The organism is Verrucosispora sp. FIM060022, from assembly GCF_003977705.1.
Taxonomy (GTDB): Bacteria; Actinomycetota; Actinomycetes; order Mycobacteriales; family Micromonosporaceae; genus Micromonospora; species Micromonospora gifhornensis.
The window spans coordinates 12,681-26,351 of the sequence record NZ_RQIV01000016.1 but is presented as its reverse complement, the minus strand read 5'-3'; the positions used below and the strand labels follow the sequence as shown (position 1 = coordinate 26,351).

Here is a 13,671-nt window from a genome sequence, read left to right as displayed (position 1 = left end):
CCCCGGCCGGCACCCAGGTGACGAGAGAAGGTGCAGTCGCAGTCATGTCGCGGGCGGATCGGATCGCGTGCGAGGACGTGGTCATGTTCGTCAACGCCGCGATCACCTCGACCGCCCAGCGCGAGTTCCGCTCCACCGCCGCCGCGCAGCGCCTGTCGTTGGACTTCCTCCACGAGTACGTGCTGGGCAACTACCGCGACCTGTACGCCGCGACCCTCGCCCTGGACGTCAACCAGCTCAACGCCGCCATGGTCGTGACGAACCTGCTGCGCACCGCCCGGGAGGCCAGCCGCGAGCAGCGCGCGCGGGAGGGGCGACTGATCGCGGCACGGCTGCGGACCCTGCCACCACAACGGGTGTACGGCGTCTTCCGCGACCTGCGCCGGCTGGGGATCAACAACCGGCGTACCCGCGCCATCGTCCGTGACTGGGTGGCGGCCCGGCCCGACCCGGCCTTCGACGCGGTCAAGTACCGCCGCTCGTTGTCCGTCGCCGCCCGGCACGCCCACCTGCCACTTCCCGGCGAGGTCGGCACGGCGCTGTTCGCCTGGCGTCGACCCAGGCGTTACGAGACACCGATCCTGGAGGCGTGGCGGCGCGCCCACTACGACCAGCGGGCCCTGTACGAGCTGCCGTACACCGTCGCCGAAGGACTGGCTGCCCAGCACGGCATCGACCGGGCCCGGTTCCTGTCCGGCATCGCACCCCGGCTCACCGCCGGTGAACGGCTGCGGTTGCAGGGCAGCGCCGTACGGCACAAGGTCGACGGCGTCGCGATGGACCTCGCCACGGCACCCCTGACCCGGCTGGCGAGCTACGCGCTGTCACTGCCGCGTCCGGAACGCCTCCGGCGTCGCGACGAGCTGACCGGTGCGCTTCGGGCCGCCGCGCGTCGCGCCGCCCGCCGGCAGGCGGGCACCTGGGGCCGGGTGGTGGCGGTCCTCGACGACAGCTACTCCGCCGCCGGCTCCGGGACCAAACGTCGCCGACCACTCGCCGTCGCCCTGGCCACCCACTACCTGCTGGAGGCCCTCGCCGCCGACTTCACCGGGCTGTGGCTGCACCACCGCGGCGACCCGCTGCTGGTCCACCCCGTCGGGGCCACCGGGCTTGGGATGCGCATCCTCGACGCGCTCGAACGCGGCCCCGACCGGCTCGTCATCGTCTCCGACGGCTGGGACAACGACCCACCCGGGCAGGCCGCCGAGGTGCTGCGGATCTGGCGCACCCGCCTCGACCCCGACCAGCACACCAGCATCGTGCACCTCAACCCGGTCTACGACGCCGACACCTTCGATGTACGCCGCCTGGCCGACGGGGTGGCCACCGTCGGGGTCCGCGACGCCGAGGACGCCGCCGCGCTCGTCGAACTGGCCCGCTTCGCCACCGGCCGCGCCGGCTTCGACGAGCTGCGCCGCCACCTCGCCGACCGGGTCGAGCGGTTCCTCGACGACCAGGAGGCAGTGTCGTGACCACCGTCATCGAGGGCATCGACCTGACCGGGCTGACCCCCGGCCCCGCCCAGACGTGGGGCGCGATCCGCCTCGTCCCGCTCCTGCGCCGCGACCCCGTCACCGACCTGCGCCTGCACGCCCGGCTCCACGACCCCGACGCGCTGTCGATCGTCCAGACCGCACCGCGTACGGCGTACATCTCGTTCATCCCGCACGCGTTCGTCGCCACCTGGACCACCGACAGCACCCCGGCCGCCGCCTACGGCACCCAGCTGCGCGACAGCGCCGACACCGATGTGCCGGAGGGGATCCGGCTGGTGTTCCGCCGCCGCATGGCGCGCCGGGAGGACCGGCAGCGGCTGCGTTTCCTGCCGCTGCACCTGGCCGTGGAGGGTTACCTGGCACTGCAGTTCGGCGGCCCGCCCATCGCCTGGCAGGAATGGACCCGCCAGGCCGTCACCCGTGGCCTGTCCCCGCGGGTGGAGGCGGGCTACACCGGCGCCGCCATCGCCGGCCTCGACGACGCGCTGCGCGTCTTCGAGATCCACCCCGACCAGTGCGGCATGGTGCTCTACGTCGCCGACGCGCTCACCGCCGCGTTCGTCGTCCCGCATCCGGACTACTACCGTGCCCTGCATCCCACGCTGCTGCAGGACTTCTACGGCGACCTGCTGTTCCACTACGCCCACCTGTACCCGGCCGTACCGGATTTCACCGTCCGGCTCGACGACACGGCCGTCACCAGCGTCGCCGATCTGCGCGCCGAACTCGCCCGGATGGACGCCGAGTGGCAGGGCTTCCACGCCCTGCTGGCCGGTGGGCTGCTCGCCGCCGGACGGCTCACCGTCACCCCGGCGCACCGGATGGGCCGCTTCACCCTGGCCCGGTTCCTGCCCGCCTTCGACCCCGATACCGACAACCACATCGGCGAGGTCATCACCGACGAGACCGGCCGGTTGGCCTACCTCAAGACGTTCCGGCTGTCGGCTGCGCAGACCCGCCGGGGGCATCTGCTGTCCCAGCTCGCCGCCCACGACTGGAACCTCGACAGCACCGCCACCGCCCTGCGTACCGACCGCGACGGGTTGGTCCAGCGTCTCGATCGGGCCGGTTTCGGCCACCTGCTGCGCCCCGACATCATCGACGCCTGCCGTAGGCGCGCACGGCAGTCGCGGGGCGCGCTGACAGCCGGCGACCGGCATCGATGATCGGTGGCGTTCCTGCCCGCCGGTTCCTGGTCAGCTCAATGTGAAGGTCACGTCGTCGACGTCGAAGGCGGTGACACCGTTGCCGGCCGTCTCGCTGGCGAGGAAGCTGACCGTCGCGGTGCGCTCCGTCGTCGCCGTCCCGGTGGACATGCTGTACTCCCGCCACTGCGACCCGCCGTCGAAGGCCAGCGAGAACCTCGTCTTCGGGGGGATCCCGGTGACCGCCAGCCCGACGTTCAGGTAATCGCCGCGGCTGCTCTCCGTCGTGAGGGTCCGGACCCGGAACCGGACCGTCAGGTCGCAGTTCGCCGGCACCGTCACGTCGGTACGCAGTAGATCGCTCCGGGTGACGTCCAACCCGGCGAAGGTGGCGTACGCGCGGCCGGTGTGGGCGGGCCGGGCCGTGTCGCCGAGTACGACGATGCGGGGGCCGGCGGTCCAACCGGTGGTGCCGCGCTCGAAGCCCGGGTTGGGGTGGATCTGTCCCCGGCAGGGCGCATCGGCTGTCGGCGGGCGGTGGGGTGCGCTGGCCGTGGTCAGCAGGAGCAGGGCAGCAGAGGCGAGAGTGACGAAGGTCTTCATCGGATCTCCCCGTGTCGAGTATCCCTGAGGTCGATTCAAATCGACGATGCTCGATCACTGTTCCTGCGTCAAGCCTTTCCCGTTGTCGGCTCCGGCCGGTCGGGTCGATGGTCCGCCGACCGAAGATCCCTCGCCGCCAGGTCGAGCCTCTGACCCGGGAGCTTACGGTGAGCGTAGGGGTGCGAGCTGCACGGTCCAGGTCCGGGCGGTTCCGACGACGGCGATCGCCCGGCAGAGGAGATCGCAGCCCAGTTGCGGGTTTCCTTCCGCGAAACCGCGATTGATGATGCTGACTGCTCTCGGGTGGTCGCCCGCTTCCAGAGCATTTTCCAGGGCGGTGGTCAGAACCTTGGCGAGCACAGAGTGAAAGCTTTCCGCCCCTTTTTCGCGTAGATTCTTGATGGGCCTTCGCGGCTCTGGTGAGGGGACCGCGGATGGGGCCAGTGCGAAAGTCATGTCCTGCTCCTGTGCCGGAGGGCCGCCCGAAATGGCAGCACCCGAAACTGGAGGTCAGCCAGACCTCCGATGGGTTGCCTCACGACAACGCTGGTCACCGTCCGCAACGTGCCGTTATCCGTCGGCACGTCCGAAGTGCCGGTCGGCGCGGACACAAACGGTGACCCACCGCTCCACTGTACGCGCACCACGCGGTACCACTGTCACGTCAGCCGTCCCCACCCCACTGGCGCCAACGGCCGGTGGTCCGCACGTCGTCAAATTCTGTGCTACGGTTGCCTCGTTGCAGTTTTGATTTCCGTTGACGTCTCGGCGCCTGATGGGTTAACCAAAACCCGTCCAGGTGCTTTTTTCGTTTTTCGTGTCGTTCCCGACGCGGGTCATCAACGCAGCGGCACGCGAGACCGCACAGTGCGGTCTCCCACAGCCTGCGAAGGAGCAGACATGGCTACTGGTACCGTGAAGTGGTTCAACGGTGACAAGGGCTTCGGTTTCATCAGCCAGGACGACGGCGGCGCCGACGTTTTCGCCCATTTCTCGGCGATCTCGGCGAGCGGCTTCCGTAGCCTCGATGAGAACCAGCGCGTCCAGTTCGAGATCACCCAGGGCCCGAAGGGCCCCCAGGCGTCGGACATCCGCTCGCTCTGATTCACGCTTCGTCAAACGGCGGCCTGACTGGTTCAGCAGGCCGCCGTTCGGCGTTTCCTCTGCCACCTGTTCAGGTTCGTTCCTGCCACCCTGGCCGGGGGATCCTTCATCGCCGACGGCTACCGCGGGCCATCCGCCGTTGATCAATACGGCTGGCTACGCATACCGGGCGCTATCTTCTTCCTCGTCGCGGCGATCCGCCTCGGCCGTGCTGCGAAGGGGAGCTGACATGACCGAACTGGCGTACGACGTCGTCGTGATCGGCGCGGGACCGGTCGGGGAGAACGTCGCCGACCGGGTCGTGCAGGGTGGCCTGACCGCCGCCATCGTCGAACGGGAACTGGTCGGCGGGGAGTGCTCGTACTGGGCCTGCATGCCGACCAAGGCGTTGCTGCGCAGCGGGTCCGCATTGCGCGCGGCCCGCCAGGTGCCCGGGGCGCGTGAGGCGGTGACGGGAGACCTGGACGCGGCGGCGGTGCTGGCGCGGCGCGACTCCATCGTCGCGAACTGGCGTGACGACGGGCAGGTGTCCTGGCTGGAATCGGCCGGGATCGCACTGCACCGAGGCCACGGACGGCTCAGTGCCGCCAAGGTCGTCGAGGTGACCGACGCCGACGGCGCCACGACGACGTTGACCGCGCGGCACGCGGTGGTCGTGGCCACCGGCAGCGGCTCTCGGATGCCGGACATCCCGGGCCTGCGCGCCGCAGCGCCGTGGTCCAGCCGCGAAGCCGCGGCGGCGACGTCCATTCCCCGTCGCCTCGCCATCATCGGCGGCGGCGTGGTGGCGACCGAGATGGCCACCGCGTACGCCGCACTCGGGTCCTCGGTGACGGTGCTGGCCCGCGACGGCGTGTTGCCGTCGGTGGAACGGTTCGCCGCCGAGCAGGTCACGCAGTCGTTACGCGAGGCCGGTGTGTCCCTGCACGTCGACGCGGAGGCTGTCTCCGTGCATCGCGACGACGCCGGCACCGTCCACGTCGACACCAGCCAGGGCGAGCGGGTCGAAGCCGACGAGGTCCTCGTCGCGATCGGCCGTACGCCGAACACCCAGGACATCGGACTCGACACCGTCGGCCTGACACCCGGTGACTGGCTGACCGTCGACGACACGATGCGGGTCGTCGACGGCGGCGACTGGCTCTACGCCGCCGGTGACATCAACCGGCGGGCGCTGCTCACCCACCAGGGCAAGTACCAGGCGCGCGCGGTCGGCGACGTCATCGTGGCCCGCGCGAAGGGCGAGAAGGTCGACGACGGCCGGTGGGGCCGGCACGTCGCGACGGCCGACGAACGTGCGGTGCCGCAGGTGGTGTTCACCGACCCGGAGATCGCCGCCGTAGGTCTGACGGCGGCCGCCGCCGAGGCGGCAGGGCTGCGGACCCGGGTCGTCGACTACAACCTGGGTGCGGTCGCCGGTGCCACCCTGCACGCCGATGACTACCAGGGGCAGGCCCGGATGGTCGTCGACGAGGACCGCAAGGTGATCGTCGGCGTCACCTTCGTCGGCCCGGACGTGGCGGAGCTGATCCACGCCGCGACCGTCGCCATCGTCGGTGAGGTTCCGTTGGACCGGTTGTGGCACGCGGTTCCGGCGTACCCGACCGTCAGCGAGGTGTGGCTGCGGCTACTCGAGGCGTACGGCCGCTGACGCCACGTGCCAGCCAGCACGTTCCTGGTCCGACCGAGAGAATCGCTGATGCATGCGGCCCGAACTCCGTCGCGGCGCGCCGGCCCGTTCGCCCGGCCCGCACCCGGCGGTGGCGCCTAGCGTCGGACGTCTCACCGGCAGGGCGGCTACGCGCCCTGTCCCTGGTTCTGCATCAGTCCGCCGTCCATGAAGTACGTCGACCCGGTGACGTAGTCGGCGTCGTCGCTGGCCAGGAAGACGGCGAGCTTGGCGATCTCCTCCGGCTGCGCGGCCCGCTTCCAGGGGATGGACTGCACCTGCTCCTCCAGGTACTTCGGGTCGTCGATCGCCTGCTGGTTGAACGGGGTGAGCACCATGCCGGGCCCGATGTTGTTGACGTTCATGTGCATCGGGGCGACCTCCAGGGCGATGCTCTTGGCCAACTCCAGCATGCCGCCCTTGCTGGCGTCGTAGTCGGAGCCGCCGGCGCGGGCCACCTCCTGGTGGACGGAGGTGATGTTGATGATCTTGCCGTGTCCGCCCTGGTCGCGGCGGTGCTGGATGAACCGCCGACAGCAGAAGAACATCCCGTACAGGTTGGTGCGGATGGCCCGGTCCCGGGTCGCGGTGTCCAGATCGGCCACCGGGATGCCGGAGGCGTCCACGCCCGCGTCGTTCATGAGGATGTCCAGGCGGTCGAACTCCCCGAGGGCCTCGTCGAACATCGCCTCGACCTGATGCTCGACGCTGATGTCGCCCTGCACCACGACAGCCCGCTGGCCGGTTCTCTCGATCTCGGTCTTGGTGTGGTTGGCACCCGCGTGGTCGTGCAGGTAGTGCACCACCACGTCGGCGCCCTCCCGGCCGAACTCGATCGCCGTGGCCTGCCCGATGCCCGAGTCGGATCCGGTGATCATGGCGGTCCTGCCTGCCAGCCGTCCGGTCATCAGCACGCTCCCCCTTCGTGGCTGTTCCCCGTTCTACCGGCGCGTACCCGCTCGCCGCAGACGTAACCGAGCCCGAGGCACCCCATGGGCTCACGGCCGGTTGCCGGATTCGACCTCGCCGATGATCCAGGCGGCGTTGATGACCCCGATGTGGGACAGCGCCTGGGGGAAGTTCCCGATCAGGCTGCGGTCGCGGCGGTCGATCTCCTCCGACAGCAACCCGAGGTCGTTCGCGTGGCCGGTGACGTTCTCGTACACCTGCTTGGCTTCGTCGAGTCTGCCGGCTCGCGCCAGGGCCTCCGCCAGCCAGTACGAGCAGATGATGAAGGCGCCTTCCTCACCGGCTCCGGTCCAGCGTTGCAGGAGGTCGTCGCGCCCCAGCTCACGTCTGATCGCGTCCACGGTGGCCACGACCCGGTCGTCGTCGCCGGGAAGAAACCCGGTGATCGGCATGACGAGCAGCCCGGCGTCGAGGTGGTCGGAGCCGAACGCGCCGGTGAACGCCTGACGCGAGTCGTTCCAGCCCTGGGTCAGGATCGCCGCGCGGATCTGGTCCCTGGCCTGCGACCACCGGGGGACCCGTGCCTCAGCGTCCAGGGTCGACGCCAGTTTGATGGCCCGGTCCAGCGCCACCCAGCACAGCAACTTCGACGTCAGGTAGTTCCGCTCGCCCTCGCGTCCCTCCCAGGTGCTGGCGTCCGGCTCCTGCCAGGTGTCGGCGGCCCGGTCCGCCAAGGTGCGCAGCAGGTCCGTGGCGGCCGGTGACAGGTCCCCGAGTTCGTCGCGCAGGACCAGGGCGCACTCCAGCGGCTCGCCGAGGACGTCGAGTTGCTTCTGCTGCCAGGCGTTGTTGCCGACGCGTACCGGCCGGCTGTTCTGGTAGCCCTCAAGGTGCTCCAGGGTGTGTTCGGTCAGGTCCCGCTCGCCACCCACGCCGAACATGATCGGTATGTGGTCCGTGGCGCCCACCGATCCGATGGAGGCGGCCATCCAGTCGAAGAAGCGGTTCGCCTCGTGCGGACAGGCACCGACCCACAGCGCCCTGAGGGTGACGCTGCCGTCGCGGAGCCAACCGAACCGGTAGTCCCAGTTCGCCGCCCCGCCGACCTGCTCGGGCAGCGAGGTGGTGGCCGCCGCGACCACCGCCCCGGTGGGCTGGTAGGTCAGCGCCTGAAGGACCAGTGCGCTGCGCCGGACGTGTTCGCGGTACGGGCCCTGGTAGTCCTGGTGCAGGCGGTCCCAGGACTGCCAGGCGGCGATGGTGTCCCGCAGCGCCGCCCGCCCGTCCAGCAGGGCGGTCGGCGGGTCGGCGGAGCGGCGGTGGTGCAGGGCGAACACCGCGCTGTCGCCCTCGGCGAGGGTGAATCGCGCGGTCACCAGTGCACCGTCGACGGCAAGGGCACGGTCGGCGGCCAGGGTCAACCGGTCGCCGGCGCCGGCGATGTCCAGCCCCGCCGGCGTTTCGGTGATCGTGGGGCTGACCAGCCCGTACTCCGGCCGGACCGCGACCTCGACCGCCACGTCGACCGTGCCGGTGACGGCCTCGACCTGCCGGATCAGCACGTGCGGAGAGGTGAAGCCGATGCGGTGACCGCGTTCTCCGGCGCCGAGACTGAGGGCGTCGGTCAACCGCAGCACACCGGTCGGGGTGCGGAACTCGGTGCGGAGCACCATCGTTCCGTCGATGTAGTGCCGGGAGGTCGTGTACCGCCCGAGCGGCCGGATCGACCAGAAGCCGCCGGTGGTGCCGAGCAGCCGGGCGAAGACGCTCGGCGCGTCGAATCGGGGCGGGCACCACCAGTCCACGACCCCGTCCGAGGAGACCAACGCCGCGCCCTGGCAGTCGCCGAGAAGGGCGTAATCACTGATCACGGCCATGTTCGCTCGTACCCGTGGTCGCGCTGCCCATGCCCCGGGCCGTGGTGGCAGCGGCTACGACGTTTGTTGCGCGCCGGTGAACCGCGGCGGGGTGCGCGCCGTGGTACCCGCAACAACCGTGGATATCGAGGAGCACCGTTGATGACCTCACGCACTGTGAGCCGCAGGCGGCTCGTCTGGGCTCTGGCGACCCTCACCTGCTTGGCGGGCGCGGCCGGCCTGGTCGCCGTGCCGTCGGCGAAGGCCGACCGCAGCGCACCGATCGTCGGGGTGGCCGGCAAGTGTGTCGACGTCCAGTGGTCCGGTACGCAGAACGGCACCACCGTGCAGTTGTGGGACTGCAACGGCACCAACGCGCAGAACTGGGCCGGAATCGGGCGCCAGGGGACGCTGCGCGCGTTCGGCAAGTGCCTGGACGTGGACGGCGGCTCGCACGATGCCGGCGCACGGGTGCAGTTGTGGGACTGCAACGGCACCGGCGCGCAGGACTGGCTGCTGGAGAACGGACAGCTGATCAACACCGGGTCCGGCAAGTGCCTGGACGCGTCCGGTGGGGCCCAGACCGGGACGGCGTTGCAGATCCGCGGCTGTTCCGGCGTGGTCACCCAGACCTGGGCGGCGAGCGGCAGCCCGCAGGTGGCCGGACCCGAGGCGAAGAAGGGCGTGGCCACCTGGGCGTTCCCGCCCGGCGGTGACGGCATCCGGGACGTGGGGGCGACCTGGTACTACGACTGGTCCACCTCGGGCAGCGACGCGCCGGCGGCGCCGGAGTTCGTACCGATGATCTGGGGTGCCACCTTCGTCACCGACGCCGACCTGGCCACCGCCCAGCGGTCCGGCCGCACGTTGCTCGGCTTCAACGAGCCGGACCTGCCGGGACAGGCGAACATGTCGGTCGAGCACGCGCTGGACCTGTGGCCCCGGCTGCAGCACACCGGCATGCGGCTGGGTAGCCCGGCCGTCGCCTTCGGCGCCGACACCCCCGGCGGCTGGCTGGACCGGTTCCTCGCCGGTGTCCGTGAGCGGGGGCTGCGGGTCGACTTCATCGCCCTGCACTGGTACGGCTCGGACTTCGGCGACGAGGCGGCGAACCACCTGATGCAGTACGTGCACGCGGTCCACGAACGTTACCGCCTGCCGATCTGGATCACCGAGTTCGGCCTGATCGATTTCAGCCAGGGCGCGCCGCGCCACCCGACGCCGCAGCAGCTTGTCACGTTCATCGACAAGGCGACCGCCGCGTTGCAGGCCACGCCGTACGTCGAGCGGTACGCCTGGTTCGCCCTGCCGGCCAGCGGCGAGCATGCGGCACACGGTCTGTACCGCGAGGACGGCACCGCCACCGAGGCGGGCGCGGCCTACCGGGCGGCGGGTCGCTCCTAGGCCGGGGGAGCGGGTGACTGGTGATTCTGCCGATGCGGGGTCGGCGGACAGCCCCAAACACTGATCGCAGTCGATACAGCTCCAACCCAAGGGAGTATCCGACGTGCGATCAACCACCACCACCCGTCCCCGTTCCCTCACCCTCCTGGCCCGGCTGGCGATGACCGCCGTCCTGGCCGCCGGTGGCGTCGTCGCCACCTCGTCCGCCGCCCAGGCCGCCAACCCGTACGAGCGGGGACCGGCGCCGACCAACGCGATCCTGGAGGCCAGCCGCGGCCCCTTCGCGACCTCGTCGACGACCGTCTCCTCGCTGGTCAGCGGCTTCGGCGGCGGCGTCATCTACTACCCGACGACCACCACCGCGGGCACCTTCGGCGCAGTGGCCATCTCGCCCGGCTACACCGCCTCCTGGTCGAGTCTGGACTGGCTGGGGCCGCGGATCGCCTCGCACGGCTTCGTGGTCATCGGCATCGACACCATCACCCGCCTCGACCAGCCGAGCAGCCGGGGTCGGCAACTGCTGGCCGCGCTGGACTACCTGACCGAGCGCAGTTCGGTGCGCAGCCGTATCGACTCCAGCCGGCTCGCCGTGGCCGGTCACTCGATGGGCGGCGGCGGCAGCCTGGAGGCCGCCGCGAGCCGGCCGTCGTTGCAGGCCGCCGTGCCGCTGGCGCCGTGGAACCTGACCAAGAACTGGTCGAACCTGCGGGTGCCGACGCTGATCATCGGCGGTGAGAGCGACTCCGTCGCCTCGGTCGCCACGCACTCCGAGCCGTTCTACAACAGCATCCCGGCCTCGGCGGAGAAGGCGTACCTGGAACTCAACAACGAGGGCCACTTCTTCCCGAACACGGTCAACACCCCCACCGCGAAGCAGATGGTGGCCTGGCTGAAGCGGTTCGTCGACGACGACACCCGCTACGACCAGTTCCTCTGCCCGGGCCCGAGTGGCCTGGCCGTGGAGGAGTACCGCAACACCTGCCCGCACTGACGGTCCTGCCGGGGCGGCCGCGACTCAGGCTGCCCCGGATCGTTCGGCCGCCGGTCTTCCGTCCCGAGGACCGGCGGCCGTATATTGCATTGACAGTGCAAAAATTCTGGAGGTGGTGGGTGTCCGACCACACGGCCCACGGGCTGCGCGCGCTGGTCGCCGCGTTCCTCGACACGCACGACCCGAACGGTGACCGCCTCGGTTTCCTGCGCGCCCGCTTCGACGCCGGGCTGGCCTGGGTGCAGCACCCACCCGGGCGCGGTGGCCTGGGCGCCCCGCCGCAACTGCAGGCGGTCGTCGACGACGCCTTCGCCGCAGCCGGCGCGCCGGACAACCGGCCCCGGCGCAACAGCATCGGGCTCGGCATGGCCGCGCCCACCCTGCTGCGGCACGCCAGCGACGCCCAGTGCCGACGCTGGCTGCGGCCGCTGTGGACCGGTGAAGAGGTGTGGTGCCAGCTGTTCAGCGAACCCGACGCCGGTTCCGACCTGGCGAGCCTGCGTACCCGGGCGGTGCCCGACGGCGACGACTGGATCATCGACGGTCAGAAGGTGTGGACGTCGCTGGCCCACGAGGCGCGCTGGGCGATCCTGCTGGCCCGTACCGATCCGGCCGCGCCCAAGCACCACGGCATCACCTACTTCGTCTGCGACATGACCGCGCCGGGAGTGCAGGTGCGTCCCCTGCGGCAGGCCACCGGCGAAGCGGAGTTCAACGAGGTCTTCCTCACCGGTGTCCGGGTGCCCGACGCCCACCGCATCGGCGCGGTCGGGCAGGGCTGGCAGATCGCCCGTACGACGTTGATGAACGAACGCGTCGCCATCGGCGGCCGACCGCTGCCCCGCGAGGGCGGCATGGTGGGCGTGCTGGCACGGCTGTGGCGGGAACGCCCCGAGCTGCGCACCGCCGGGCTGCACGACGAGGTCCTGCGCGCCTGGGTGGGCGCCGAAGCCGCCCGGCTGGCCGCGCTGCGGCTGCGGCAGCTGATCGCCGCCGGCGAGCCCGGCCCCGAAGGCTCGGCGGTGAAGCTCTCCTTCGCCGAGCTGAGCCAGCGGATCAGCGGACTGGAGGTGGAGCTGCGCGGCGCCGAAGGGCTGCGCCACGACGACTGGACGATGCGTCGCCCGACCGAACCCGACCTGCTCGGCCGCACCGCCACCTACCGCTACCTGCGCGCCCGGGGCAACTCCATCGAGGGCGGGACCTCGGAGATCCTGCGCAGCATCATCGCCGAGCGGGTGCTCGGGCTGCCCACCGAACCCCGGGTGGACCGATGAGCGACCTGCTCTACGACGCCGACGAAGAGGCCCTGCGCGACACCGTACGCGCGCTGCTGGCCACGCACGCCCCGTGGCAACGCACGCTCGCCGCCGTCGACGGCGGCGATCCGTACGACGCGACACTGTGGCGTCGACTTGTCGACCAGCTCGGCGTGACCGGGCTGGCCGTGCCCGTCGAGCACGGCGGCGCCGCAGCCGGCTTCCGCGAGGTCGCGGTGGTGCTGGAGGAGCTGGGTCGGGCGGTCGCGCCGGTGCCCTTCCTGGGTGCCGCCGTGGCGACCCGGGCGTTGCTGGCCTGTGCCGAGCACACCCTGCTGCGCCGGCTGGCCGCCGGTGACCGCGACGTGACGGTGGCGGTCGACTTCGCCACCGCACCCGACCTCGCCACCGCGCCAGAGGCCCGCCCGGACCCGGTCACGGTCGGTCCCGGACCGACGCTCACCGGTCGGGTGACCGGTGTGGCCGACGCCGTGCCGCACGGCCTGCTGCTGGTCCCGGCCGGCGACGCGCTCTACGTCGTCGACGCCGCCGAACCGGCGGTGCGGATGTCCGCCGTGGTGTCGCTGGACGCGACCAGACCGCTCGTCGACATCGAGTTCACCGCTGCGGCGGCCCGTCCGATCGCCACCGGCGACGCCGCTGCCGACGCGGTGACGGCGGCGCTGACCGCCGGCGCGGCGCTGCTCGCCTCCGAACAGGTCGGCCTGGCCCAGTGGTGTCTGGACACGACGGTGGCCTACGTGCGCCAGCGTCACCAGTTCGGCCGTCCGGTCGGCTCGTTCCAGGCGGTCAAGCACCGGTTGGCCGACGTGTGGGTGGAACTGACCGAGGCCCGGGCGGTGGCCCGGTACGCCGCCGACCGGCTCGGCGCGGCCGGTCCCGAGGCGGCGCTGGCGGCCGCGTTGGCCCAGGCGTACTGCGGCCCGGTGGCGGTGCGGGCGGCGGAGGTCTGCGTCCAGTTGCACGGCGGGATCGGCTTCACCTGGGAGCACCCGGCGCATCTGTACCTCAAGCGCGCCAAGAGCGCCGCGATCGCCTTCGGCACCGCGGACCGGCACCGGGCCGCCCTGGCCCGGCTGGTCGACCTGCCGCCACCGGTCACGGCCACCGCCTTCGGCGATGCCGGCCGCTGAGGACGCGGCATCGAAGGTGTTGACGAAACACGCGAGAAACGTACACTCCCAGTGTAATAAGTTTGGGCCGCGCGGCGAGGG

General features: G+C 71.2%; 12 protein-coding genes. 8 read left to right on the top strand and 4 right to left on the bottom strand.

Translation table 11 applies throughout. From position 1 onward, the window contains the following. Window positions 1-44: 44 nt before the first annotated feature. Window positions 45-1,472, top strand: coding sequence for a hypothetical protein (locus EG812_RS27385; protein ID WP_126713283.1), 1,428 nt, complete (start codon window positions 45-47; stop codon window positions 1,470-1,472). After that, window positions 1,469-2,662 carry an ARPP-2 domain-containing protein gene (locus EG812_RS27380; RefSeq protein WP_126713282.1) on the top strand — a complete coding sequence of 398 codons (1,194 nt, stop codon included), beginning with the start codon at window positions 1,469-1,471 and terminating at the stop codon, window positions 2,660-2,662. Before EG812_RS27385 ends, EG812_RS27380 begins: the two co-directional genes overlap by 4 nt. Window positions 2,663-2,692: 30 nt before the next feature. Here EG812_RS27380 and EG812_RS27375 read toward each other — a convergent pair whose 3' ends face one another. Further along, window positions 2,693-3,244, bottom strand: a complete 552-nt coding sequence (locus tag EG812_RS27375; protein WP_126713281.1) for a hypothetical protein — start codon at window positions 3,242-3,244, stop codon at window positions 2,693-2,695. Window positions 3,245-3,406: 162 nt separating this feature from the next. Then, window positions 3,407-3,700, bottom strand: a complete 294-nt coding sequence (locus tag EG812_RS27370) for a hypothetical protein (protein WP_126713280.1) — start codon at window positions 3,698-3,700, stop codon at window positions 3,407-3,409. Between the two features lie 444 nt (window positions 3,701-4,144). On the opposite strand from EG812_RS27370, the gene EG812_RS27365 reads away from it, so the two are divergent. Together EG812_RS27365 and EG812_RS27360 are read left to right on the top strand one after the other, a co-directional pair. Continuing rightward, window positions 4,145-4,348, top strand: coding sequence for a cold-shock protein (locus EG812_RS27365; RefSeq protein ID WP_013733277.1), 204 nt, complete (start codon window positions 4,145-4,147; stop codon window positions 4,346-4,348). Between the two features lie 229 nt (window positions 4,349-4,577). Further along, the gene (locus EG812_RS27360; protein WP_013733278.1) at window positions 4,578-5,999 is read left to right on the top strand and encodes a dihydrolipoyl dehydrogenase family protein; all 1,422 of its coding nucleotides are present in this window, start codon (window positions 4,578-4,580) and stop codon (window positions 5,997-5,999) included. Between the two features lie 146 nt (window positions 6,000-6,145). Here EG812_RS27360 and EG812_RS27355 read toward each other — a convergent pair whose 3' ends face one another. Both EG812_RS27355 and EG812_RS27350 read right to left on the bottom strand, forming a co-directional pair. Continuing rightward, the gene (locus EG812_RS27355; protein WP_126713279.1) at window positions 6,146-6,925 is read right to left on the bottom strand and encodes an SDR family oxidoreductase; all 780 of its coding nucleotides are present in this window, start codon (window positions 6,923-6,925) and stop codon (window positions 6,146-6,148) included. Between the two features lie 90 nt (window positions 6,926-7,015). Continuing rightward, window positions 7,016-8,803 (bottom strand): glycoside hydrolase family 15 protein, encoded by a 1,788-nt coding sequence (locus EG812_RS27350; RefSeq protein ID WP_126713278.1) that lies wholly within the window; start codon window positions 8,801-8,803, stop codon window positions 7,016-7,018. 141 nt (window positions 8,804-8,944) lie between these two features. Here EG812_RS27350 and EG812_RS27345 point away from each other — a divergent pair, with 141 nt between their 5' ends. The 4 genes from EG812_RS27345 to EG812_RS27330 all read left to right on the top strand — a co-directional run bounded on the left by EG812_RS27345 (window position 8,945) and on the right by EG812_RS27330 (window position 13,590). Next, window positions 8,945-10,186 carry a glycoside hydrolase family protein gene (locus EG812_RS27345; RefSeq protein ID WP_126713277.1) on the top strand — a complete coding sequence of 414 codons (1,242 nt, stop codon included), beginning with the start codon at window positions 8,945-8,947 and terminating at the stop codon, window positions 10,184-10,186. Between the two features lie 160 nt (window positions 10,187-10,346). Continuing rightward, window positions 10,347-11,177, top strand: coding sequence for an alpha/beta hydrolase family protein (locus EG812_RS27340; RefSeq protein ID WP_050814728.1), 831 nt, complete (start codon window positions 10,347-10,349; stop codon window positions 11,175-11,177). A 119-nt stretch (window positions 11,178-11,296) separates the two neighbouring features. Further along, window positions 11,297-12,454 (top strand): acyl-CoA dehydrogenase family protein, encoded by a 1,158-nt coding sequence (locus EG812_RS27335; RefSeq protein ID WP_126713276.1) that lies wholly within the window; start codon window positions 11,297-11,299, stop codon window positions 12,452-12,454. Then, on the top strand, window positions 12,451-13,590 hold the full coding sequence (locus EG812_RS27330; protein ID WP_126713275.1) for an acyl-CoA dehydrogenase family protein: 1,140 nt from the start codon (window positions 12,451-12,453) through the stop codon (window positions 13,588-13,590). Before EG812_RS27335 ends, EG812_RS27330 begins: the two co-directional genes overlap by 4 nt. Window positions 13,591-13,671 lie beyond the last annotated feature (81 nt).

Excerpts from the sequence above, each read along its gene's own strand:
- EG812_RS27385 (WP_126713283.1), top strand. The coding sequence starts at position 45 with ATGTCGCGGGCGGATCGGATCGCGTGCGAGGACGTGGTCATGTTCGTC.
- EG812_RS27375 (WP_126713281.1), bottom strand. The coding sequence starts at position 3,244 with ATGAAGACCTTCGTCACTCTCGCCTCTGCTGCCCTGCTCCTGCTGACC.
- EG812_RS27370 (WP_126713280.1), bottom strand. The coding sequence starts at position 3,700 with ATGACTTTCGCACTGGCCCCATCCGCGGTCCCCTCACCAGAGCCGCGA.
- EG812_RS27365 (WP_013733277.1), top strand. The coding sequence starts at position 4,145 with ATGGCTACTGGTACCGTGAAGTGGTTCAACGGTGACAAGGGCTTCGGT.
- EG812_RS27360 (WP_013733278.1), top strand. The coding sequence starts at position 4,578 with ATGACCGAACTGGCGTACGACGTCGTCGTGATCGGCGCGGGACCGGTC.
- EG812_RS27355 (WP_126713279.1), bottom strand. The coding sequence starts at position 6,925 with ATGACCGGACGGCTGGCAGGCAGGACCGCCATGATCACCGGATCCGAC.
- EG812_RS27350 (WP_126713278.1), bottom strand. The coding sequence starts at position 8,803 with ATGGCCGTGATCAGTGATTACGCCCTTCTCGGCGACTGCCAGGGCGCG.
- EG812_RS27345 (WP_126713277.1), top strand. The coding sequence starts at position 8,945 with ATGACCTCACGCACTGTGAGCCGCAGGCGGCTCGTCTGGGCTCTGGCG.
- EG812_RS27340 (WP_050814728.1), top strand. The coding sequence starts at position 10,347 with ATGACCGCCGTCCTGGCCGCCGGTGGCGTCGTCGCCACCTCGTCCGCC.
- EG812_RS27330 (WP_126713275.1), top strand. The coding sequence starts at position 12,451 with ATGAGCGACCTGCTCTACGACGCCGACGAAGAGGCCCTGCGCGACACC.